At 57.9% G+C, this 23674-nt stretch carries 23 protein-coding genes; 18 read left to right on the top strand and 5 right to left on the bottom strand.

Annotation, left to right across the window (positions count from 1 at the left end; translation table 11 throughout):
• The first annotated feature begins 98 nt into the window (after positions 1 to 98).
• On the top strand, positions 99 to 713 hold the full coding sequence (locus tag GJU83_RS01425) for a TetR/AcrR family transcriptional regulator (protein WP_069183694.1): 615 nt from the start codon (positions 99 to 101) through the stop codon (positions 711 to 713).
• Between the two features lies 1 nt (position 714).
• On the opposite strand, the gene GJU83_RS01420 is transcribed toward GJU83_RS01425, so the two are convergent.
• Positions 715 to 1212 carry an Lrp/AsnC family transcriptional regulator gene (locus GJU83_RS01420; protein ID WP_069183406.1) on the bottom strand — a complete coding sequence of 166 codons (498 nt, stop codon included), beginning with the start codon at positions 1210 to 1212 and terminating at the stop codon, positions 715 to 717.
• 145 nt (positions 1213 to 1357) lie between these two features.
• Here GJU83_RS01420 and leuA point away from each other — a divergent pair, with 145 nt between their 5' ends.
• Entirely contained in the window at positions 1358 to 3052 is a 1695-nt protein-coding gene (gene leuA / locus GJU83_RS01415; protein ID WP_069183407.1) for a 2-isopropylmalate synthase, read from the top strand.
• 91 nt (positions 3053 to 3143) lie between these two features.
• Here leuA and GJU83_RS01410 read toward each other — a convergent pair whose 3' ends face one another.
• From GJU83_RS01410 to xseA, 3 genes are all read right to left on the bottom strand, one after another.
• Positions 3144 to 3353, bottom strand: a complete 210-nt coding sequence (locus GJU83_RS01410) for a cold-shock protein (protein WP_008169155.1) — start codon at positions 3351 to 3353, stop codon at positions 3144 to 3146.
• 314 nt (positions 3354 to 3667) lie between these two features.
• Positions 3668 to 5542, bottom strand: a complete 1875-nt coding sequence (locus GJU83_RS01405) for a propionyl-CoA synthetase (protein ID WP_069183408.1) — start codon at positions 5540 to 5542, stop codon at positions 3668 to 3670.
• Positions 5543 to 5645: 103 nt separating this feature from the next.
• A complete protein-coding gene (gene xseA / locus GJU83_RS01400; protein ID WP_069183409.1) occupies positions 5646 to 7034 on the bottom strand; it encodes an exodeoxyribonuclease VII large subunit in 1389 nt (462 codons plus the stop codon).
• Positions 7035 to 7226: 192 nt separating this feature from the next.
• On the opposite strand from xseA, the gene guaB reads away from it, so the two are divergent.
• The 6 genes from guaB (at position 7227) to GJU83_RS01370 (ending at position 13691) form a co-directional block, all read left to right on the top strand.
• Positions 7227 to 8690, top strand: coding sequence for an IMP dehydrogenase (gene guaB / locus GJU83_RS01395; RefSeq protein WP_069183410.1), 1464 nt, complete (start codon positions 7227 to 7229; stop codon positions 8688 to 8690).
• Positions 8691 to 8752: 62 nt separating this feature from the next.
• Positions 8753 to 10330, top strand: coding sequence for a glutamine-hydrolyzing GMP synthase (guaA, locus tag GJU83_RS01390; RefSeq protein WP_069183411.1), 1578 nt, complete (start codon positions 8753 to 8755; stop codon positions 10328 to 10330).
• Between the two features lie 20 nt (positions 10331 to 10350).
• A complete protein-coding gene (gene tadA, locus GJU83_RS01385) occupies positions 10351 to 10854 on the top strand; it encodes a tRNA adenosine(34) deaminase TadA (protein WP_069183412.1) in 504 nt (167 codons plus the stop codon).
• 9 nt (positions 10855 to 10863) lie between these two features.
• Complete coding sequence (gene galE / locus GJU83_RS01380) at positions 10864 to 11859, top strand: UDP-glucose 4-epimerase GalE (protein ID WP_069183413.1); 996 nt, start codon at positions 10864 to 10866, stop codon at positions 11857 to 11859.
• A gap of 30 nt (positions 11860 to 11889) precedes the next feature.
• Positions 11890 to 13233: a UDP-glucose dehydrogenase family protein gene (locus tag GJU83_RS01375; RefSeq protein WP_069183414.1), complete on the top strand. Its 1344-nt coding sequence runs from the start codon at positions 11890 to 11892 to the stop codon at positions 13231 to 13233.
• Between the two features lie 23 nt (positions 13234 to 13256).
• A complete protein-coding gene (locus GJU83_RS01370) occupies positions 13257 to 13691 on the top strand; it encodes an HIT domain-containing protein (RefSeq protein WP_069183415.1) in 435 nt (144 codons plus the stop codon).
• Between the two features lie 12 nt (positions 13692 to 13703).
• Here GJU83_RS01370 and fabR read toward each other — a convergent pair whose 3' ends face one another.
• The gene (gene fabR, locus GJU83_RS01365) at positions 13704 to 14321 is read right to left on the bottom strand and encodes an HTH-type transcriptional repressor FabR (RefSeq protein ID WP_069183416.1); all 618 of its coding nucleotides are present in this window, start codon (positions 14319 to 14321) and stop codon (positions 13704 to 13706) included.
• Positions 14322 to 14658: 337 nt separating this feature from the next.
• Between fabR and aspS the strand changes: the two genes are divergently transcribed.
• The 10 genes from aspS to tolB all read left to right on the top strand — a co-directional run bounded on the left by aspS (position 14659) and on the right by tolB (position 23636).
• Positions 14659 to 16467, top strand: coding sequence for an aspartate--tRNA ligase (gene aspS, locus GJU83_RS01360; protein WP_069183417.1), 1809 nt, complete (start codon positions 14659 to 14661; stop codon positions 16465 to 16467).
• Positions 16468 to 16492: 25 nt separating this feature from the next.
• Positions 16493 to 17236: a YebC/PmpR family DNA-binding transcriptional regulator gene (locus GJU83_RS01355; protein ID WP_069183418.1), complete on the top strand. Its 744-nt coding sequence runs from the start codon at positions 16493 to 16495 to the stop codon at positions 17234 to 17236.
• Positions 17237 to 17254: 18 nt separating this feature from the next.
• A complete protein-coding gene (gene ruvC, locus GJU83_RS01350; protein ID WP_069183419.1) occupies positions 17255 to 17782 on the top strand; it encodes a crossover junction endodeoxyribonuclease RuvC in 528 nt (175 codons plus the stop codon).
• Between the two features lie 30 nt (positions 17783 to 17812).
• Complete coding sequence (gene ruvA, locus GJU83_RS01345) at positions 17813 to 18442, top strand: Holliday junction branch migration protein RuvA (RefSeq protein ID WP_069183420.1); 630 nt, start codon at positions 17813 to 17815, stop codon at positions 18440 to 18442.
• Between the two features lie 132 nt (positions 18443 to 18574).
• A complete protein-coding gene (ruvB, locus tag GJU83_RS01340) occupies positions 18575 to 19606 on the top strand; it encodes a Holliday junction branch migration DNA helicase RuvB (protein WP_008169131.1) in 1032 nt (343 codons plus the stop codon).
• The gene (locus tag GJU83_RS01335) at positions 19599 to 20060 is read left to right on the top strand and encodes a YbgC/FadM family acyl-CoA thioesterase (protein ID WP_069183421.1); all 462 of its coding nucleotides are present in this window, start codon (positions 19599 to 19601) and stop codon (positions 20058 to 20060) included. The genes ruvB and GJU83_RS01335 overlap by 8 nt, the downstream gene beginning before the upstream one ends.
• 3 nt (positions 20061 to 20063) lie before the next feature.
• Positions 20064 to 20753, top strand: a complete 690-nt coding sequence (gene tolQ / locus GJU83_RS01330) for a protein TolQ (protein WP_069183422.1) — start codon at positions 20064 to 20066, stop codon at positions 20751 to 20753.
• 46 nt (positions 20754 to 20799) lie between these two features.
• Positions 20800 to 21246 carry a protein TolR gene (gene tolR, locus GJU83_RS01325; RefSeq protein WP_069183423.1) on the top strand — a complete coding sequence of 149 codons (447 nt, stop codon included), beginning with the start codon at positions 20800 to 20802 and terminating at the stop codon, positions 21244 to 21246.
• A 79-nt stretch (positions 21247 to 21325) separates the two neighbouring features.
• On the top strand, positions 21326 to 22306 hold the full coding sequence (tolA, locus tag GJU83_RS01320) for a cell envelope integrity protein TolA (protein ID WP_069183695.1): 981 nt from the start codon (positions 21326 to 21328) through the stop codon (positions 22304 to 22306).
• Between the two features lie 49 nt (positions 22307 to 22355).
• Positions 22356 to 23636, top strand: a complete 1281-nt coding sequence (gene tolB, locus GJU83_RS01315) for a Tol-Pal system beta propeller repeat protein TolB (protein WP_069183696.1) — start codon at positions 22356 to 22358, stop codon at positions 23634 to 23636.
• The last annotated feature ends 38 nt before the right edge of the window (positions 23637 to 23674 follow it).

Below are 23674 nucleotides of genomic sequence, written 5' to 3'. Positions count from 1 at the left end.
TGTTAGACTAATGGACAGGCGGCGGTTGGCCCGCCGGAGCCTTTATTTGTCGTAAAGTGGCCATTATTGTACGGAGCCTGTTGCACAAGGTACAGATGATGACCGACGAATCTATTGATGTGGCCCCGCGGCGCCGGCCGGTACAGGCGCGCAGCCGGGAGCGCGTCAACGCCATCCTTCGCCATGCCGCCATGATTTTTCACGAGACCGGCGTTGACGCAGTCAGTATGTCAGCCATTGCCCGGCAGTCCGGAATGTCCCTCGCTTCGCTGTACCGGTATTTCCCCAACAAGGCGGCCATCGTTCATGCCATTGCTGAGCAGCATGTGGAGAAGATGGAGCGCGCCCTGAGAGAGCGTCTGCAGGAACTGAGTCTGGTCGATGCGGTAGATGTTCTCATCGATCAGTTCTACGAGTTCTACCGTCATGAGCCCGCCTACTCAGCTATCTGGAGTGGTGTTGAGGCGATGCCGGAACTCAGGGAGCTGGACCTCAGAGAGCTTTATACCAACGCCCGCGACCTGGATGAGAAGCTCCGAGCGGAATGCCCCCAGATTCCGGAAGACCGGCGCTGGACTGCGAGCCTGCTACTGCCAAGGTCTGCGGGCACTGTGCTTCGGCTGGCCGTGACCCTGCCGGAGGCGCAGGGCCGGCAATTGGTGGAAGAGCTCAAGTGCATGGCCCGGGCGTATGTTCGCGAGCTTGTAGCCTGAATCAGGAGAGATAACCCAGGGGCAGGGCGGTACTGTCGATCACTCTCCGGAGCACAAAGCTCGAATGCACGCCGCTGACCCCCTGAATGCGGGTGATGCGGTTCAGCAGGAAATGGTGGTAGTGGTCCATGTCCGGTACTACCACCTTGAGCATGTAATCGGCGTCCTGGCCGGTGATCAGGTAGCACTCCTGCACTTCCGGGTATTCGGCTACCTGCTCTTCAAACGCTGCAAAACGTTCGGGGGTGTGTCGATCCATCCCGATCAGGATGATTGCCGTCAGCGAGAGGCCGAGTTTCTTGTGGTCGAGAATCGTGACGGTTCTGACAATGATACCGGCATCCTCAAGAGCCCGGACTCGCCGAAGGCAGGGGGAGGGCGACAACCCGACTTTTTCTGCCAGTTCCTGGTTGGTCAGGGAACCATCCTGCTGGATGTGTTCGAGGATTCGACGGTCCATCTTGTCGATTTTGACGAGGGTTTTCTGATTTTCAGCCATAAAATTCTACAAATGATGTTTGGCGAGCAATTTATAAATTACAAAGTACCCATTCGCATCGAAGTTCGCAATCAAATTCCAGCTTTATCGCGTTAACCTGTACACATTGAAAATTTCACTCCGGAAACCGCAAGGAATCACACGCATGGCTTTCGATCATCGCAAATACGTTGCGTTCAAACCTGTTGCCAAAACCGACCGTCGCTGGCCGGACAAGGTCATCGAGACGGCGCCCACCTGGTGTGCCGTGGATCTCCGGGATGGCAATCAGGCGTTGGTAAAGCCCATGTCTGTTGCCCAGAAAACGCGGATGTTCGAGTTGCTGGTCAAGCTGGGCTTCAAGGAAATCGAGATCGGTTTTCCCGCTGCCAGCCAGCCGGATTTCGATTTCTGCCGCAAGCTGATCGAAGAAGATCGCATCCCCGAGGATGTGAAGATACAGGTGCTGACCCAGGCCCGCCCTGAGTTGATCGAACGCACATATGAAGCCTTGGCTGGTGCCCGTAAAGCAATCGTGCATGTCTACAACTCTACCTCCACAGTTCAGCGGGAGCAGGTGTTTGGCCTGGATAGGGATGGCATCAGGGATATTGCCGTCAATGGTGCCAAACTGGTTCGCGACATCGCCGCGCGTCACCCGGAGACCGAGTGGACCTTCCAGTATTCGCCAGAAAGCTTCACTGGTACCGAGCTGGATTTCGCTGCGGAAGTGATTGATGCCGTGAGCGAGGTGTGGCGTCCGGAAGAGGGGCAGCCGATGATCATCAACCTGCCTGCCACCGTTGAAATGGCGACACCGAATGTGTTCGCCGACCAGATTGAGTGGATCTGCGACAACATTAAGCGCCGTGAACACATCAGCATCAGTGTGCATACCCACAACGATCGAGGTTGCGCCGTGGCCGCGGCCGAGCTGGCGGTGATGGCGGGAGCCGACCGGGTCGAAGGTACCCTGATGGGTAACGGCGAGCGTACCGGCAACATGGACCTGGTGACCATGGCCATGAACCTTTACTCCCAGGGCATTGATCCCACACTGGATCTGTCTGGCATGGCGGAGATCACCGAGGTGGTTGAGGCCTGCACCGAGATTTCCACCCATCCGCGGCACCCTTATGCCGGCGAACTGGTGTTCACCGCCTTCTCCGGCAGTCATCAGGATGCCATCCGGAAGTGTCTGGCCCGCCGCAAGGATGGCGAGATCTGGAATGTCGCTTATCTGCCCATCGACCCGTTCGATGTTGGTCGCCGCTACGAGGAAGTGGTGCGCATCAACAGTCAGTCTGGCAAGGGCGGTGTGGCTTATGTGCTGGAGCGGGATTACAACATCAGCCTGCCGCGCTGGCTGCAGATCGAGTTCAGCAAGGTGGTCCAGAGAGAAGCGGAAACCAACGGCGGAGAGATCGACTCCCTGACCATTCATCGTCTGTTCGAGGATCGTTATCTGAAGGTCCATGCCGACTGGGCGCTGCGGTCCTACGACCTGCATCGGGATGAAGAGGGTGTGCATGCCGAGGTGTCGGTGGGTCGCGATGCGTCGCCGGTTCGTCTGGATGGCCACGGGCTGGGCGCGGTGGAAGCCGTATCGGAGGCGCTGGAGAAGCGCTTTGGTATCTCCATTGCTGTCGAGGCTTACGACGAGTTTGCGTTGGGTGAGGGCACCAATGCCAATGCGCTGGCCTGTATTCGCTTGACCGCAAGCGGCAGGCATTGCAGCGCGGCGGCTCTTGCGGAAGACACGACATCCGCCACCCTGCAGGCTTTGTTTTCGGCGGTAGCCCAGGCCGTGGGTGTTGATATGCCCAAGAAAGAAGTGGAAGTTGAAACGGCGGGCGCCTGATAACCCGGTGCCCTGACGACACAAGCCGGCACGAATGCCGGCTTGTTGGTTTTCCGATGCCCGTGAGGGGCAAAGGACGGAGCGTAGTCCCTCAGACCGGGGTTACGTTTTCCGCCTGCGGGCCCTTGGGGCCCTGTGTTACGGTGAACTGCACCTGCTGGCCTTCGGTCAGGGTGCGGAAACCGCTTGCGTTGATTGCGCTGTAGTGAACAAACACGTCGCTGCCACCGTCCTGAGCGATGAAGCCAAAGCCTTTGGACTCGTTAAACCACTTAACGTGGCCGGTTTTAGTATCGGACATTGATCTTTCCTGTCTTCCTGTAATTTGCCCTCACGGGACCTTCAAAATTCCACATGGAATCGGTGCTGAGAAATCCAGAGAGTACTGAGGAAGGGGCAACGAAGAGCACTTCGGCAGGACGTTGAAACGCATTCACCAAATACCGCTGTATTTTCACAGCAATTTCAGTATAGACCGACTTTATGGGGCGTCAACGAAATTTTGCAGCTTTCATGCAGGTTTTATTGTCGGCAAAAACAATGGCTTGGGGTTTGATTGAACAAAAAATGCCCGCTCCCCGTAAAGCGGGGGCGGGCAGGTGATGAACGCCTTTGTCAGTGGCGGAACTGCTGGCTGATTTCTTCAAGAATGGCGGGATCATCAATGGTGCTTGGCACTGTGTACTCCTCACCATCGGCGATTTGACGGATAACCCGTCTCAGGATCTTGCCGGAACGAGTCTTTGGCAGGCGATCCACTACCAGAGCGCGGCGGAAACAGGCTATGGCGCCAATCTTGTCGCGAACCATCTCCACCAGTTCGTCTTCGAGTTCGTCGTGGTCGATGGTTGCGCCGTCCTTGATCAGAACCAGTCCGATGGGGATCTGTCCTTTCATATCGTCGTGCGCACCGACTACGCAGCACTCGGCGATGGCCGGGTGGGAAGCAACCACTTCTTCCATCTCACCGGTGGAAAGACGGTGGCCGGCCACATTGATCACATCATCGGTACGGCCCATCACGAACACATAGCCGTCATCGTCAATAAAACCACCGTCGCCGGAACTGTAGAATCCCGGAATCGGCTCCAGATAGGTTTTTCGGAACCGCTCGTCATCACCCCAGACCGTCATCATGCAGCCTGGCGGCAGCGGCAGTTTCACCGCAATCTGCCCCTGCTCTCCTGCAGGCATCTGGCCGCCGTTCATATCCACGACCTGGACGTTGTAGCCCGGGGAGGGCACAGTCGCCGATCCGGGTTTAGTGGCCATTAATTCGATACCCACCGGGTTGCAGCAGATGGCCCAGCCGGTTTCGGTCTGCCACCAGTGGTCAAGCACTGGCAGACCGGTATGTTCCTTCAGCCATTCATAGGTGGCCGGATCCAGGCGTTCGCCAGCCAGGAACAGGCGTTTTAGCGAGCTGATGTCATAGCGTGACAACTGATCCGCTTCCGGGTCTTCCTTCCGGACGGCTCGGAATGCGGTGGGCGCGGTAAACAGCATATTCACTTTGTGGTCCTGAACTACCCGCCAGAAGGCACCGGCATCCGGCGTTTTCACCGGCTTACCCTCGTAAAGGATGGTTGTGCAGCCGGCAAACAGGGGGGCGTACACAATGTAGCTATGGCCGACCACCCAGCCAACGTCAGAGGCGGCCCAGTAGACGTCACCGGGTTTCGCGTCGTAGACCAGCTTCATGCTGTAGTTCAGCGCGACCGCGTGACCACCATTGTCGCGCACCACACCCTTAGGCTTACCGGTGGTGCCGGAGGTGTAAAGGATATAGAGGGGGTCGGTTGACTTGACGGGCACAGGGTCGGCCGCCTTGGCCGTTTTCATCAGCTCGTTCCAGTCGTGGTCACGGCCATCCTGAAGATCCGCCTGCACCTGAGGGCGCTGGTAAACAATGCAGGTTTCGGGTTTGTGGCTGGCCTGGTCGATGGCTTTGTTGACCAGAGGCTTGTACTCGATCACCCGGGCAACTTCGATGCCGCAGGAGGCGGTAATGACTGCCTTGGGTTTGGCGTCGTCAATGCGAACCGCAAGTTCGTGGGCTGCAAATCCGCCAAAGACCACCGAATGAATGGCGCCAATCCGCGCGCAGCCCAGCATGGCAATGACAGCTTCTGGAATCATTGGCATGTAAATGATGACCCGGTCGCCCTTGGTGATGCCGCGATCTTTCAGGGCACCAGCAAACCGGGCCACTTCATCGGTCAGTTCGTTGTACGTGTAGGAGCGCTGGGTATCGGTAACCGGAGAATCGTAGATCAGTGCTTTCTGCTCGCCGCGCCCCGCGCGGATGTTGGCATCCAGCGCGACATCGCAGGTGTTCAGGGTGCCGTCGGGAAACCATTGCCCATGGCCATTGTCGGTTGGCTGCCAGATGATTTTCGGCGGCTCAATCCAGTCAATTTTGTCCGCCTGCTCACGCCAGAAGTCGTCCGGTTTGTCGATCGACCGCCGGAACTCCGAGTGGTAGTCCATACATTCCACCTCATCGTGCCTGTTGTTGTTTTAGTATGTTTCCTGACAACTTTAGGCCGTTTGAAATCATGGACTAGTAGACCATTGGCTTAGTCTGGGGGCGCTAGGGGCCAGTTTCTTCTGAAGATTTGACCGAAGTCACCTTCGCGGTCATTTCGCCCCGTGCAACTCGGGCTGAGATGGTGTCGCCCGGATTAACGTTTGAGGCATCCCGAAGAATGTTTCCGTTGTTGTCGCGCACGATGGCATAGCCCCGGCCCAGCGTAGCGAGGGGGCTGACAACATTCAGGGTCTGGGCCGCATGTTCCAGGTTGGCGCGGCTCTGTTTCAGATTTTGCTGAATAACGGAAGCCAATCGCTCGCTCACGCGCTGCAGGGCTTCCTGGCCCTCCGTGAGCTGGCGGCGGGGTGATTGCATGGCCAGTCTCTGGCGCAGGTGGTCATTGCGAACGCTAACGGTCGACAGGCGTTGCTGAATGACCTTCTTCAGCCGCAACTCCAGTTCGTCCATGCGCTGGGCCTTTTCCAGAAGCTCCCTTCTTGGGTCCCGCAACCGCGCTCCCAGATGCCCGAGCTGGGTGCTCAGGCGCTTGAGAGCGAGGCCGATGGCGTTGGATAGCCGGGCTTCACGCTCCCCAAGCTGTCTGAGCCAGTCAGACTGATCCGGTGAGATCTTTTCAGCTGCCGCCGAGGGCGTTGGCGCTCGCAGATCCGCCACGAAATCCGCAATGGTGACATCCACTTCGTGGCCGACAGCGCTGACGGTGGGAATCTGGCAGGCGGCAATGGCGCGGGCTACCGATTCTTCGTTGAAGCACCAGAGATCTTCCAGAGAACCTCCGCCGCGACCGATGATCAGCACGTCGGCAACGCCGTGGCTCTGGGCGGCCTCAATGGCGCGGACAATGTCGGCCGTGGCCGCTTTGCCTTGTACGGCCGTCGGATAAAGCGTGATCGGAATGGCGGGGCAGCGACGGGCAAGAACAGTCAGTATGTCGTGTATTGCGGCGCCAGTGGGTGAGGTGACCACCCCGATGTGTCTCGGCAATGAGGGCAGCGGTTTTTTGCGGGCCTGGTCAAACAGGCCCTCGGCCAACAGCTTGCGTTTGAGTTCCTCGAAGGCTTGTTGCAGGGCACCGAGGCCTGCCGGCTCGATGTGCTCAACGATAATCTGGAAATCACCGCGGTTCTCATAGAGTGTAACCTTGCCGCGGATTCGTACCTGATCTCCCTCCTTTGGCAATGTCCGGATACGCTGGTTCATTCCCCGGAACATGGCGCAGCGAACCTGGCATTTCCGGTCTTTCAGGGAAAAATACCAGTGACCGGATGAAGGGCGTGAAAATCCGGACAGTTCGCCTTCCACCCAAACCTGCATGAAGCTGGATTCCAGCAAGTGTCTGGCCTGGTGGTTCAGTTCACTGACGCTCAGTGCCCGGGGGCGGGTGTCCTGGAGGTGCGGCGTTGCCGGTGCTGATCCGTCGTTATACATACGCAATAGCCGAAAAAGGGGAGGGTAAAAATAGCGAAATTTCAAAAAGATGCAATCGAACCTTAAAAACGGGCCGGTTTACTGTCCCCGAGAGCGCCATTATAATAGATCGATTAAGGATTTTGCTTTGCTGTACCGCCGCGGGTACAGCACGGAAATTCCCAACTTAGCACGATCAAAAGGCGGATCCCAATGCTGCGAATTGCCGAAGAAGCCCTCACATTTGATGACGTTCTGCTGGTTCCCGGATATTCAGAAGTTCTGCCCCACGAGGTCAGCCTGCAGACCCAACTGACCAAGGGTATCACCCTCAATATTCCTCTTCTGTCATCCGCAATGGATACCGTTACTGAGGCGGAGTTGGCTATCGCCATGGCCCAGGAAGGCGGTATCGGCATCATGCACAAGAACATGACCGTTGAGCAACAGGCGGCGGCAGTCCGCAAGGTCAAGAAATTTGAAAGCGGTGTTGTGAAGGATCCGATCACCGTATCGCCAGAGACCACCGTTCGCGAGTTGGTCGATATCACCATGGCGAACAGTATTTCCGGACTTCCGGTGGTGGACGGCCACGACCTGATCGGTATTGTCACTGGCCGCGATATACGGTTCGAAAGCCGCATGGATACGCTGGTTCGGGACATCATGACACCCAAGGACAAACTGGTAACGGTCAAGGAAGGGGCCAGTCTGGATGATGTTAAAGAGCTGCTGCATCGTCACCGGATCGAAAAGGTTCTGGTTGTTAACGACAACTTTGAGCTGCGCGGGCTGATCACCGTCAAGGATATCCAGAAGGCGAAAGACTATCCGCTGGCTTGCAAGGACGATCAGGGTCGTCTGCGGGTAGGTGCTGCCGTCAGTACCGGTGGCGACACCGAAGCGCGAATTACGGCACTGGCCGAGGCCGGCGTTGATGTCATCGTGGTGGATACGGCTCACGGGCATTCCCGTGGCGTTATCGAGCGTGTTCGCTGGATCAAGAAGAATTTCCCGGATGTGCAGGTAATCGGCGGTAACATTGCCACGTCTCACGCAGCCATCGCCCTGGCAGATGCCGGCGCAGATGCTGTAAAGGTGGGAATCGGTCCTGGTTCCATCTGCACCACACGGATTGTTGCCGGTATTGGTGTTCCCCAGATTTCTGCGGTTTCCAACGTCGCCGCAGCTCTTAAAGACCGTGGCGTGCCACTGATTGCCGATGGTGGCATCCGGTTCTCCGGTGATATCGCCAAGGCGATCGCCGCTGGCGCCCACAGCGTTATGATTGGCAGCCTGCTGGCTGGTACGGATGAAGCGCCGGGCGAAGTTGAGCTGTTCCAGGGGCGGAGCTACAAGGCTTATCGGGGCATGGGCTCGATCGGAGCCATGGGGCAGGGTTCCAGCGACCGTTACTTCCAGGATGCCAGCAAAGGCATCGAGAAGCTGGTACCGGAAGGCATCGAAGGTCGCGTTGCCTGCAAGGGGCCGATGCGCAACATCGTGCACCAACTGATTGGTGGTCTTCGAGCCTCCATGGGCTACACCGGTAGTGCCACCATGGAAGAAATGCGCACCAAGCCGGAATTCGTGCGGATCACCAATGCCGGCATGCGCGAGAGCCACGTCCATGACGTAACCATTACCAAAGAAGCGCCAAACTACCGTATCGGTTAATCATTGCCTTACCAGACGCGGCCCCCAGAGGGCCGCGTTGTTTATTCAGCTCCGAGGACTCCATGGCCCAGAACATTCACGACCACCGCATCCTGATTCTCGATTTCGGTTCCCAGTACACCCAGCTGATTGCCCGCCGTGTGCGGGAGATCGGCGTTTACTGTGAGATCAAGGCGTTTGATATCACCGATGAAGAGCTCAATGAGTTCAATCCCAAAGGGATTATTCTTGCGGGTGGTCCGGAGTCGGTTACTCAACTGGGCGGTCCCCGTGCCCCGGAAGGGCTGTTTGATCGCGGCATTCCGATTCTCGGCATCTGCTACGGCATGCAGACCATGGCAGAGCAGCTCGGAGGTCGCGTGGCCAGCTCCGAGAAGCGTGAGTTTGGTTATGCCCAGGTGAAGGTGCGCGCCAAGGGCCCGCTGTTGGCGGATATCACCGATCATCTGACGCCTGCTGGCGAGTCCCTGCTGGACGTTTGGATGAGCCATGGCGACAAGGTTGTGGCGATGCCGGAAGGTTTTGAGCTTCTGGCCTCCACTGAGAGCGCGCCAATTTCTGCGATGCAGGATCTCAGCCGGAATCTGTACGGTGTTCAGTTTCACCCCGAAGTAACCCACACTCTTCAGGGCAAGCGGATACTCGAGCACTTCGTCCTCAATATCTGTAACTGTGAGGCTCTTTGGACACCGGCCAAGATCGTGGATGATGCGGTTCAGCAGATTCGTGAGCAGGTCGGCAGTGACAAGGTGCTGCTTGGCTTGTCAGGTGGCGTCGACTCGTCGGTAACAGCTGCGCTGCTGCATAGGGCAATCGGTGATCAGCTGACCTGCGTGTTCGTGGACAATGGCCTCCTGCGTCTTCACGAGGGCGACCAGGTGATGGACATGTTCGCCAGCAACATGGGCGTGAAAGTGATTCGGGTTGATGCCGAAGACCTGTTCCTGTCTAAGCTCAAGGGCGTCAGTGATCCCGAGCAGAAGCGCAAGATCATCGGAAACACCTTCATTGATGTGTTCGACGACGAGGCTGCCAATATCAAGGACGTGAACTGGCTGGCTCAGGGCACGATCTATCCGGATGTGATCGAATCTGCCGCTTCCAAGACCGGAAAGGCCCATGTGATCAAGTCTCACCACAATGTGGGCGGCCTGCCTGAAACCATGAAAATGAAGCTGGTTGAGCCCTTGCGGGAGTTGTTCAAGGACGAGGTGCGCCGGATCGGTCTGGAGCTCGGCTTGCCGTACGACATGGTATATCGTCACCCGTTCCCGGGGCCGGGCCTGGGTGTTCGCATCCTGGGTGAAGTGAAAAAGGAATACGCCGATATCCTGCGCCGGGCGGATGCCATTTTCCTGGAAGAGCTGCACCGGGCGGATTTTTACCACAAGACCAGCCAGGCTTTTGCAGTATTTCTGCCGGTCAAGTCGGTGGGCGTGGTCGGGGATGCACGCCGCTATGAATACGTGGTGGCACTGCGTGCCGTTGAAACCATCGATTTCATGACCGCCCGTTGGGCGCACCTGCCTTACGATCTCCTTGAGACCGTTTCCAACCGGATCATCAATGAGATTACCGGTGTATCCCGGGTGACCTACGATGTCTCGTCCAAGCCGCCGGCAACCATTGAGTGGGAATAAGCGTCAGATGACTGGGTCCGATGTCTGAGGTGGCAGCGGAAGACGAATACTGGATGAGCCGCGCACTGCAACTGGCAGGTGAGGCGTCAGCAAAAGGCGAAGTGCCTGTTGGTGCTGTGGTGGTTCTGGATGGTAAAGAGATCGGTGCCGGATTCAATGCGCCGATTTCCGGATGCGATCCCACGGCTCACGCGGAAATCCGGGCCCTGCGCGATGCTGCTGCCCGAGTCGGCAATTACCGGCTGCCCGATGCCACGCTTTACGTTACTCTTGAGCCCTGTACTATGTGCGTGGGCGCGATCGTTCATGGCCGCATAAGTCGGCTAGTATATGGCGCAGCCGAGCCCAAGGCCGGAGCGATAGAGTCCGCACGCCGAACGCTTGAAGAGCCCCATCTGAACTGGGACGTGACTGCCGTTGGCGGTGTGCTATCCGATCAGTGCAGCCGGGTGATCAGTGAGTTTTTCAGCCGGCGGCGGGCAGAGATCCGGCGTCTGCGCAAACAGAATTCAGGGAAGGAGTAGTTCTCGCCTATGAAAGTCCTCGTTACCGGCGGAGCCGGGTATATTGGCAGTCATGTGGTTCGCCAGCTGGGCCAGGCCGGTCACGACATCGTGGTGTTCGATAACCTCTCCACAGGCTACCGCTGGGCGGTGACTGCTGGCGAACTAGTGGTTGGAGATCTGGCCGATGAAGCGGCAGTGGAGGATCTGTTTTCCCGTCACCGGTTTGAAGCGGTTCTGCATTTTGCGGCCAATATTGTGGTGCCCGAGTCTGTTGCCAACCCATTGAAGTACTACAGCAACAACACCCGCAATACCCTGAACCTCCTGAAAGCGGTCGAAAAACACGACGTACCGTACATGGTGTTTTCCTCTACTGCGGCCGTCTATGGCATGCCTGAGCAAGCGGTGCTCACCGAGGACCTGCCGCTGGCTCCGATCAACCCCTACGGCGCGTCCAAGATGATGAGCGAGCGGATGATTATGGATCTGGCTGCAGCCTCCAGGCTCAACTACGTGATTCTCCGTTACTTCAATGTTGCGGGTGCCAATCCGGAAGGCTTGCTGGGGCAGGCGACACCTGAAGCGACCCACCTGATAAAGGTGGCCTGCGAGTGCGTGACCGGCCAGCGTGACGGAATGAGTATTTTCGGTACCGACTACGATACCCGGGATGGCACCTGCATTCGCGACTACATCCATGTGGAAGATCTGGCCAAGGCCCACGTGATGGCGCTGGACTATATGGCCAATGGTGGTCACTCGAAGGTCATGAACTGCGGTTATGGTCGCGGCTTTACGGTTCGGGAAGTGATTGATGTGGTCAAGGCGCAATCCGGCGTTGACTTCCCGGTTACCGAAACCGACCGGCGCGCCGGCGATCCGGCAGGGCTGATGGCGGACAACACCTTGATTCGCCAGACCCTGGGCTGGCAGCCAGACTACGACAATCTGGATACCATTGTCGGCACCGCTTTGGCGTGGGAAGCGATCTGGCAGAAGAAAAAAGCCGACGACACCGAATAACCTTTCAGTACTTGTATCGGGATTTAAAGGATGAAAATAACGATTTTTGGAACAGGCTACGTGGGCCTTGTAACTGGTGCGTGCCTGGCGGATGTTGGTCATAACGTTCTTTGTATGGACGTGGACCGGGGCAAGATCGAAAAGCTCAAGAATGGCCAGATTCCCATCTATGAGCCAGGCCTGGACAACATCGTCAAACATACGGTGGAAGCGGGTCGCCTGTCCTTCACAACCGATACAGAAGAAGCGGTTCGCCACGGTACCTTGCAGTTTATTGCCGTGGGTACGCCTCCGGACGAAGATGGCTCTGCGGACCTCCAGTACGTGACCGCGGTTGCGCGCTCCATTGGCGAGCATATGGAGGACTACAAGGTGGTGGTCGACAAGTCGACCGTACCCGTTGGCACCGGCGACAAGGTTCGGGCTGCGGTTCGCGCCCAGCTGGATCGGCGTGGTCTGGAGCTGGATTTCGATGTGGTGTCCAACCCTGAGTTTCTCAAGGAAGGCGCTGCGATAAACGATTTCATGAAGCCTGATCGTATTGTTGTTGGTACCGACAGCGAGAGGGCGGCGGAGCTTCTGCGGGAAGTCTACTACCCGTTTAACCGCAATCATGATCGCATGATTTTTATGGATCTGCGGTCTGCGGAACTCACCAAATACGCGGCCAACTCGATGCTGGCCACCAAGATCAGCTTCATGAACGAAATAGCCAATCTGGCAGAGCGGTTGGGTGCCGATATCGAAGCCGTACGCCGGGGTATTGGTTCCGACCCGCGGATCGGTTACCACTTCATCTATCCGGGGTGTGGCTACGGCGGGTCCTGTTTCCCGAAGGATGTTCAGGCCCTGGCCCGAACCGCCAGTGACTGTGGTTATGAAGCCCGCCTGCTGAATGCTGTGGAAGGGGTGAATTACGCCCAGAAACACGTCCTGTTTGACAAGATCAGTCACTATTTTGGTGGCAAGCTGGAGGGCAAGGTCGTTGCGCTCTGGGGGTTGGCGTTCAAGCCCAATACCGATGATATGCGTGAAGCTTCCTCCCGCACCTTGATGGAAGATCTCTGGAAAGCTGGTGCCAGGGTGCAGGCCTTTGATCCCGAGGCGATGGAAGAAACCCAGCGAATCTATGGTGACCAGGATGGCCTGACTCTTTGCGGCACCAAAGAGCAGGCGCTCAAGGGCGCAGACGTGCTGGCGATTTGCACCGAGTGGAAGGAATTCCGTTCGCCGGACTTTGAATCCATTGCTGCGACCATTCGCGAGCCTGTGGTCTTTGACGGCCGCAATCTCTACGAGCCAGAGATGCTGGAACGTTACGGCCTTATCTACTACGCCATCGGCCGTGGCCGCACGCAGTTCCACTCGGAGTAAATCCAGATAATGGGGAGGGAATCATGAGTGAACCGGCGGTTTTCCGGTTACATGAGCGACTGGAGGCCGACACGATGGGCCTTGGAAGCACCTCGCTGTGTGAAATCCGGTTGATGAACGACAGTACCTGGCCGTGGGTTCTGTTGGTTCCGGCGGTTGCCGGGATCCGGGAGATTTACCAGTTATCGGCGGATCAGCAGCACCAGCTGGTCCGCGAGTCCTCGACTCTCAGTGAAGCGATGATGGAGGTTTTTGGCGGTGACAAGATGAACGTTGCGGCCCTCGGCAACATGGTGCCCCAGCTTCATCTTCATCATATCGTGCGATTCGAGGGCGATCCGGCCTGGCCGGGTCCGATCTGGGGCAAGCAGGCGCCGGTACCTTATACCGATGAGGAACTGGAGCAGGTTCGGCAACGGCTGGCGCCGGTGCTGGCGGAACTGAAATCGGGCGTTTAAAGCTCGCTCAGATTACGGGCGCTTTGCCAGAGTCTGGGAGCCGACCAGAATCATCCTGAGCTCGGTTTTCAGCTTGGCCTTAAGCTCTTCGCGTTCTTTCGACGTCGCGTCCAGTGCCTCGGCGCCCTGGTTGAACACCAGTGTCACCATGGCCTCGGCGACCAGCCTTGCCTCGGAAAGCGGTCTGTTCTGCTCATCGGCGATCCGCCGGAGGTCATCCGCCAGTTCCGTGACAAAATGATCGATCTCGGCCTTCACCGCCGTCCGGAACGGCTTGGATACCCCGGTTCTCTCCCGGAGCATCAGCCGGAACAGGTTCGCGTTGTTGCCCAGATACTCCATGAAGGTTTCCACGGAGGTCGAAATGGCGCTGCCACCGTCCCGGGCAATCCGCTTGCGGGCCTGACGCATCAGTTGCCTGAGCGCTACACCGCCCTCATCCACCAACGCCAGCCCAAGTTCATCAAGCTCCGCAAAGTGCCGGTAGAAGGACGTCGGGGCGATGCCCGCCTCCCGGGCGACTTCCCGCAAGCTCAGGCTCCCAAAGCCCCGATCCGCACTCAGTTGCGAAAGCGCCGCATCCATCAGTGCCCGCCGGGTTTTCAGTTTCTGCTCCGCTCTGGTTGCCAAGGTGAGACTCCATCCCTATGCCGTTAAAAATCAGCATTCTAGCCCTCTAAAACTCGGCAGTCATCCTGCCTTCCAATTTACGCTCCAGGGGCGCCTGATTTTCAGCGTCATTGTGTTTATAATGGGCGGCTTTTCGAGTAAGGTCGCGATCTAATTTTTGCGATCCAGACATGCTGCAAGCAAGCTGGTGGCGATGGCTTTCCGAAACACGCTGTGAATACATCCATGTACGTTCGGCTCCGCCATCCATGGCTCCGCACGGTTTCGGAAAGCCATCGCCACCAGCTTGCCCAGACATCTGTGATAAACGAACACATTAAACGTAACGGGAACCGGTATGCGCAGTCATTATTGCGGTGGGATTAACGAATCCCACATCGATCAGGAAGTCACACTTTGCGGATGGGTCCACCGCCGCCGTGACCACGGTGGGGTTATCTTCCTGGATCTGCGGGATCGGGATGGTATGTCTCAGGTGGTTGTTGATCCTGATACCCCTGAGAGCTTTGCGCTTGCGGAAAAAGTCCGTAGCGAGTTCGTGATCAAGGTAACCGGTCGGGTGCGTCGCCGTCCTGCTGGCACAGAAAACAACAACATGCCGACCGGGCAGGTTGAGCTTCTGGGCAAGGAGCTGAGCATTCTGAACGCCGCAGCGACCCCGCCGTTCCCGCTGGATGAGCATGTCGACGTTGGCGAGGACGTGCGTCTGCGCTACCGGTTTGTAGACCTGCGTCGCCCGGAAATGATCAACCGCCTGCGTTTCCGTTCCCGGGTAACCAGCTACATCCGTAACTATCTGGACAGCAACGGCTTCATGGATGTGGAAACGCCCATCCTGACCCGTGCTACGCCGGAAGGTGCGCGGGATTACCTGGTGCCGAGCCGTACCCATGAGGGTTCTTTTTTCGCACTGCCGCAGTCGCCGCAGCTGTTCAAGCAGCTGCTGATGGTGTCTGGTGTCGACCGTTACTACCAGATTGCCAAGTGTTTCCGGGATGAAGACCTGCGTGCGGATCGTCAGCCGGAGTTTACCCAGGTGGACATTGAGGCCTCTTTTATTGACGAAGAGACCCTGATGAAGTTGAACGAGGACATGATCCGTTCGCTGTTCAAGGATGTTCTGGATGTAGAGCTTCCGTCCTTCCCGCAGATGCCTTATGCCGAGGCCATGCAGCGTTATGGCAGCGACAAGCCGGATCTGCGCATCCCGCTTGAGTTGCTGGATGTGAACGATCTGGTTGAAGGCGTGGACTTCAAGGTATTCGCCGGCCCAGCCAAAGATCCGAAAGGCCGTGTAGCCGCTTTGCGTGTACCGAAAGGTGGCGAGCTGACTCGCAAGCAGATTGACGACTACACCAAGTTTGTAGGCATCTACGGTGCCAAAGGGCTGGCTTACATCAAGGTCAATGACCTCTCCAAGGGCGTAGAAGGCCTGCAATCCCCGATCATCAAGTTCCTGGGTGATGACGTTGCGCTCGCTATCATGGAGCGCGTGGGTGCCGAAGACGGTGACATCGTGTTCTTCGGCGCGGACAAGACCAATGTGGTCAACGAGGCCCTGGGCGCACTGCGCATCAAGATCGGTCACGATCTGGACATGCTGACGTCCGAGTGGGCACCGCTCTGGGTTGTGGATTTCCCGATGTTCGAGGAGACTCCGGACGGCGGCCTCACCGCGATTCACCACCCGTTCACCGCGCCCTCCTGCAGCCCGGAAGAGCTGTCTGCAGACCCGGCCAACGCGCTCTCTCGTGCCTATGATATGGTTTTGAACGGCACCGAATTGGGTGGCGGTTCCATCCGTATTCACGATGAGAAAATGCAGGAAGCGGTGTTCCGGATCCTGGGAATCGGTGAAGAAGAAGCCCGCGCCAAGTTCGGTTTCCTGTTGGATGCCCTTAAGTTCGGCTGCCCGCCCCATGGTGGTCTGGCGTTCGGCCTGGACCGTCTGGTCATGTTGATGACCGGCGCTACGTCCATCCGTGACGTCATCGCATTCCCGAAAACCCAGAGCGCCACCTGCCTGATGACTCAGGCGCCGGGCGAAGTGGACGAGAAGCAGCTGCGTGAGTTGCATATCCGTCTGCGCAAGCCGTCAAAGCCGGTTGAAGGCAACAAGGCGGAAGCCGGCGAGGGCAATCAGTAAGTCAATGATTTAAGAGAGGAGCTGTATGGCGGGTCACAGTAAGTGGGCCAACATCAAGCACCGCAAGGCGGCACAGGATGCCAAGCGGGGCAAGATCTTCACCAAAATCATTCGTGAGCTGACCGTAGCTGCGCGCCAGGGCGGGGGTAATCCTGATGATAACCCCCGCCTGCGCGCGGTCATCGACAAGGCGCTCACCGCCAATATGAAAAAAGACACCATCGAGCGCGCGGTAGAACGTGGCGCCGGTGGTGGCGATGATGACAACTACGAAGAGCTGACCTACGAAGGCTATGGCCCGGGTGGTGTGGCGATATTCGTGGAAGTCATGACAGATAATAAAAACCGGTCTGTTGCCGAGATACGCCACGCGTTCAACAAGATGGGTGGCAACCTCGGGACCGACGGATCGGTAGCCTACCTGTTCACCAAACAGGGCATCATCAGCTACGGTCCGGAGTGGGAAGAGGACAGGCTGGTGGAAGCCGTTCTCAATGCTGGCGCCGAAGACCTCGCAGGCCAGGACGACGGATCCTGGGAAATTGTCACCACACCCGAACAGTTTCTGGACGTCAAGGAATCGCTGGTCAATGCCGGGCTGGTACCGGACAATGCCGAAGTAACCATGGTTCCGTCCACGCGGGTTGAGCTGGACCGGGACGGCGCAGAAACCATCCTGAAGCTCATTGATATGCTCGAAGATCTGGACGATGTTCAGAATGTCTACCACAACGCGGATATTTCCGGCGAGATCATGGAATCGCTTTGACCAGTCAGGGGCATTGATGTGGCGATAATTCTGGGCGTTGATCCGGGGTCACGAATTACCGGTTACGGCGTCATTCGGGCGGATGGTCGCCATATCGAGTACATCGATAGCGGGTGTATCCGGGTGGGGGAAAAGCCGATGGCTGAGCGCCTCCAGACCATCTTCCAGAGCCTTGCCACTCTAATCGGTGAGTATCGGCCGGAAGAATTCGCCATCGAGCAGGTGTTCATGGCCCGGAACCCGGACTCTGCACTGAAACTCGGCCAGGCCCGCGGCGCAGCCATCGTCAGTGCCGCCAACAGCGGGTTGGCGGTTCACGAATACTCGGCGAGGCAGGTCAAACAGGCGGTGGTCGGCAAGGGTGGCGCTGACAAATCCCAGGTTCAGCACATGGTTCAGGTGTTACTCTCGCTCTCACGCAAACCCCAGGCCGACGCGGCCGATGCACTGGCCATTGCCCTGTGCCATGCCCACATGAGCCAGAGTATTCTGCGGGTCGCCAGTGGCGCCGGAAAGGTCCGAAGCGGTCGCGTGCGACAACAATAAACCGCTCCCAGGAGCGACAGGAGATTCAGCTTGATTGGTCGTATCCGAGGTATTCTGGTTGAAAAGTCTCCGGGCCAGGCGCTGGTTGAATGCGCGGGTCTGGGCTACGAAGTCGACATTCCCTACACCACCTTCTTTCATCTGCCGGAAACCGGCGATGAAGTGACCCTCCACACCCATTTTGCCGTCCGGGAAGACGCCCAGAGTCTTTATGGCTTTGCCTCAAGCCTGGACCGGGACCTGTTCCGCCTCCTGATCAAGGTTAACGGGGTTGGCCCGAAACTGGCGGTTGGCATTCTTTCCGGTCTGGACGCCCAGCAGTTTATACGATGCGTCGAAAATCGCGATTCCGCCTCACTGGTCAAGCTGCCTGGTGTTGGCAAAAAAACCGCAGAACGGCTTCTTATTGAAATGGCAGACCGGATAGGGCAACTTGAAGGGCAATTTGTGCCAACGTCGCCGGAGACGACAGGATTGGGGCAAGTGGGCGGACAGGGTCCGGTTGGCGGCCCGGCGGCCACCGAGGAAGCGGAAGCCGCATTGATTGCTCTGGGTTACAAGCCACAGGAGGCCGCAAAGGCCATCAGCAAGGTCGCCGAAGAGGGCATGAGCAGCGAAACCCTCATCAGACTGGCCCTACGAAACATGATACCGGCCTGATCGCGAAAACCTGTCGTGAACCTGTAGAGAGCGTAACGTGACACCTGCAAACCCCTTTGTACAATTGGGGCTGCGCTGGAATAGCGGGCAAACGTGAGGCACGATGTTGATTCCCACACTATGGGTGATGCCATGATCGAATCCGACCGGTTGATCTCGGCCCGGGCCGGTGAATACGAGGAAGTACAGGACAGGGCCATTCGCCCGACCCTGCTGGCTGAATACGTTGGCCAGCCCACGGTCCGTGAACAGATGGATATTTTCATATCCGCCGCCCGTGGCCGCCAGGAAGCCCTGGACCACGTACTGATTTTTGGGCCCCCTGGTCTGGGTAAGACCACGCTGGCCAATATCATCGCCAACGAAATGGGCGTGTCCATCAAGACAACCTCTGGTCCGGTGCTCGAAAAAGCCGGTGACCTGGCGGCCATGCTGACCAACCTTGAAGAAGGTGACGTTCTCTTCATCGATGAGATCCACCGTCTTAGCGCCGCCGTCGAAGAAGTCCTTTATCCGGCGATGGAAGATTACCAGCTCGATATCATGATTGGTGAGGGCCCGGCTGCCCGATCCATCAAGCTGGATCTGCCTCCGTTCACCCTTGTCGGGGCTACGACCCGGGCTGGCTTGCTGACGTCGCCGCTGCGCGACCGCTTCGGCATCGTCCAACGGCTGGAGTTCTACAACACAGAAGATCTCACCAGCATCATTCTGCGCTCCGCGCGTCTGTCGTCGGTAGCCGTTGATGAAGCAGGCGCGTTTGAAATTGCGCGACGGTCCCGGGGAACTCCGCGTATCGCCAACCGTCTGTTGCGTCGAGTCCGCGATTTTGCGGAGGTTCGCTCCGACGGTCGCATTACTTCTGACATTGCCGATCAGGCCCTGAACATGCTTAAAGTGGATAATCAGGGCTTCGACCACATGGACCGCCGGCTGCTGTTGGCCATGATTGAAAAGTTCGATGGTGGCCCGGTAGGTGTCGAGAGCCTTGCTGCAGCTATCAGCGAGGAGCGCGGCACCATTGAGGATGTGCTTGAACCTTTCCTGATCCAGCAGGGCTACATGGTCCGGACGCCGAGGGGCAGGATGGTAACCTCCAACGCCTATCAGCATTTTGGTGTCATTCCGCCGAAGTCGGGCAGGGAGGACGATCTTTTTGGTTGAGCAGGCGCCAGAGGCAGGATTCGAGCTGCCGATCCGGGTCTACATCGAGGACACCGACGCGGGCGGCATCGTATTTCACGCCAAATATCTCCATTACATGGAACGGGCCCGCACCGAGTGGGTACGAAGCTGTGGGGTAGGTCTCAGGGCGGGTCTGGCAGACAATATCAGTTACGTCGTCCAGCGGCTGGATATTCACTATGCTGTTGCTGCCAAGCTTGATGACGAGTTGCTTGTCACCGCCGAACCGGTGGCTTTCGGCCGGGTATGGATGGACTTTCGGCAGCGGGTCCTGCGGGCCACCGACCGCAAGCTTTTGAGTGACAGTAATGTCCGGGTCGCCTGCGTTGCGCTGGATACCGGACGCCCGCGGCGTTTGCCCGAAAACATGCAGGAATTGCTGGCCAAGAATGTCCAGCCTAATGAAACGATAAACAGAACGAGCCAGGAGTAAGAAGTGGATTCAGAACTTTCAGTCTGGTACCTCATTGCGAATGCCGGTGTCTTGGTACAGCTGGTCATGCTTTTGCTGGCCCTGGCGTCGATCATGTCCTGGGCACTCATATTCCAGCGCTTGCAGGTATTCCGCAAGGCCAAACGGGCGCAACTGGCGTTTGAAGAGCGTTTCTGGTCCGGTATGGATCTGGGGCAGCTTTATCGGGAGGTGAATGCCGACCCGACGCCGTTTTCCGGCATGGAATCCCTGTTCAGGGCCGGTTTCAAGGAGTTTTCCCGGTTGCGTCAGCAGAGCCGGGACGCCGATGCGGTTATGGAGGGCACCCAGCGGGCGATGCGTGTAGCGTTCTCGCGGGAGCACGAGCGGCTTGAGACAAGCCTGCCGTTTCTGGCTACGGTGGGCTCCACCAGCCCGTACATCGGTCTGTTTGGTACTGTATGGGGCATCATGAATTCTTTCCGCGGCCTTGCTCAGGTTCAGCAGGCAACGCTGGCCACGGTAGCGCCCGGTATTTCCGAGGCCCTGATTGCGACTGCCATGGGCCTGTTTGCCGCAATACCGGCGGTTATCGCCTACAACCGTTTCTCGGCCATGTCCGATGCCCTGTTGAAAAACTATGAAACCTTCGCCGATGAATTTTCCAGCATTCTTCATCGCCGGGTGCACCAGAGCGAAAAGGGCGCCGCATGATGGCACCGAAATTCATGGGAGTAGATCAGCTTAGGAGCGCTGCTTTATGAAAGGCATGGGAATGATGCCGGAAAACAAGCGCAAACCAATGTCGGAGATCAACGTGGTTCCGTACATTGACGTAATGCTGGTGCTCCTGATCATTTTCATGGTCACCGCGCCGATGCTGACCCAGGGGGTCAAGGTGGATCTGCCTCAGACAACCTCGGACCCGATCCAGGCAGATAAGGATGTTGAGTCCATCATTGTTTCCGTGGATGCAAACGGTGCCTATTACGTCGAAATCGGTGATGAGGGCAGCGACCCCATGACACTGGGGGATTTACGGGAACAGATCTCCAAGATTCTTTCGCAGCGCGCTTCAAGTGAGATTCTGGTTCGCGGTGATGAAAACGTTCCCTATGGCACCGTTGTCAGATTGATGGCGGAATTACAGGGTGCCGGGGCGAGCAGTATCGGCCTGATCACCGAATCACCTCGGGACGACAACTGACAGTGGTGCGGGCAGGAGTGTTGTGAGAGATCACGAGCGGGACGTAACCACAACCGGCATGGCACCGTGGAAATCACCGGTGGCGCTCTCGGTCACGCTGCATGCGTTGATTCTGGGTATCGCGCTGGCGGGTTGGTCGTGGACCAGTACCGACCACGAGCCGCCACCCCGAAGCATATCGGCACGTTTGATTACCCAACAGGAGCCGGAGCCCAGCCCGGTTGTTGAACCAGACGATCAACAGAAGCGCGACGAGGAGCGTCGGGCCGAGGAACAGCGACGTCGGGAAGAGGCTGAGCGGCAGAGGCAAGAGGAAAAAGCCCGTCGTATCGCCGAGCAGAAGCGCCAGGAAGAGCAGAAGCGACTGCAGCAGCAGAAGGAGCAGGAACGCCAGGAAGCCGAGGCGAGGGAACGGGAAGCCCGGAAAGCGCGTGAAGAGGAAGCGGCGCGGAAAAAGGCAGAGGCGGAAGCCAAGGAACGGGCGCGACAGAAAGCCGAGGAAGAGAAGCGTCGTCAGGAAGAGGCCCAGCGAAAAGCGGAAGAAGAGAAGCGGCGGCTGGAAGAGCAACGGAAACGCGAAGAGGCTGAGCGCAAGCGCCAGGAAGAACTGGCACGCCAGGAAGCCGAGCGCAAACGTCTTGAGGCGGAGCGCAAGCTTCGCGAACAGCAGTTGGAGGCCCAGGCGCAGGCGGCCCAAAGAGCTCGGGAAGAAGAGGCGCGTCGCCAGCAGGAGGCGGCTGCCGCAAAAGCCCGGGAAGCCCAGATGTTGTCGGAGAGCGAGAAGTACCAGGCATTGATCCGGGAGCGATTGAGTCAGGCGTGGTATCCGCCATCCTCGGCAACGGAAGATATGACCGCGCGGCTGCAGATTACCCTGTTGCCAACCGGCGAGCTCGCCGGGGTGCGTCTGGTCAGTAGCAGTGGTAACACTGCGTTTGATAATTCCGCTCTGGGAGCCGTGCGCTCGCTGAGCCGTTACCCGATACCGAATGATCGGGATACCTTTGAACGGTATTTCCGACAGTTTACGATTGAATTCAACCCACGTCGGTTGAGATAAGGATGCGGATAACACCATGACACATCGGATTTGGCACAAACCGTCCAGAATGCTACTTGTCGCCTTCGCCCTGATCTTTGCCGCAGTTTCAGGAGCCCGTGCCGAGCTGTTGATCCGGATTACCGAGGGGGCGGATTCCGCCATTCCCGTGGCAGTGGTGCCCTTCGCCGAATCCGGGCAGATGCCCGCTGGAGACAAGGTTGGCAGCATTGTCCAGGCCGATCTGACCATGACGGGCGAGTTCCGTACTCTGCCTCCAGAAAAGATGCTGAGCCTGCCGTCCCGGCGGGAAGAAGTGTATTTCCGGGATTGGCGTCTGCTCGGTCAGCGCTATGTACTGGTCGGCTCGCTCACCCGAAGCGGCGACCGTGTGGAGGCGCGGTATGAACTGTTCGATGTGAACCGCGAGGAGCGGATTCTCGGGGAGACGGCGGCGGCGCCTGCTTCCAACACACGTTCTCTGGCCCATTACATCGCCGACAAAGTGTATGAGGCGATCACCGGTGTACCCGGTGCCTTTTCCACAAAGCTTGCTTACGTGACGCTGGATACCGCTAACGGCAAGCCCCGGTACCGGCTGCAGGTGAGCGATGTTGATGGAAAACGTGCCCGTATACGCCTTGAAAGCCAGGAGCCCATTCTGTCCCCCGCCTGGTCCCCGGACGGTAAAAAATTGGCTTATGTCTCTTTTGAAACCGGAAAGCCGGTAATCTTCGTGCATGAACTTGCAACCGGCCAGCGCACCAAGGTGGCTGATTTTCCGGGCCTGAATTCGGCCCCAGCCTGGTCCGACGACGGCAGGTCTCTGCTGATGACCCTTTCGAAGGACGGTAACGCCGAAATCTACCGGATGAATCTCGATAGTCGGCAACTGACCAAGTTGACCAACCACTGGGCCATTGATACCGAACCGAGCTACGACGCCAGTGGCAAGGGTATTTTCTTCACTTCGGATCGCTCAGGCGGGCCCCAGATTTACCATATGGAAACACCGGGTGCTGAGCCCCGTCGTATCACCTTTGGCAGCCGCTACAATGCCCGGCCCAGGCCCGATAACGAAGGCAAATACGTCTATTACGTGCACCAGCGGGATCGGGCGTTCCACATCGCCCGTACCGAACTGAAAACCGGAGAGGAAACGATCCTCACCCGTACGGAATCTGATGAGTCTCCCAGCGTTGCACCCAACGGCAGGATGCTGATCTATGCCACGCGGCAGAATGGAAGTAACGTGCTCACGGTTATATCCGCGGATGGCGGGGCAGCCTACAGCTTGCCGGCATCCGAAGGCGATGTCCGTGAGCCGGCCTGGGGACCTTTAGTTCGCTGATCGCCGGGCTTTATCGGCGTTGGCAATTTTCAAACTGA

Origin of the sequence: Marinobacter salsuginis (assembly GCF_009617755.1) — a bacterium.
In the GTDB taxonomy this organism is placed as follows: domain Bacteria; phylum Pseudomonadota; class Gammaproteobacteria; order Pseudomonadales; family Oleiphilaceae; genus Marinobacter; species Marinobacter salsuginis.
The sequence above is the reverse complement of the archived record's forward strand: the minus strand, read 5'-3'. Positions and strand labels throughout refer to the sequence as shown.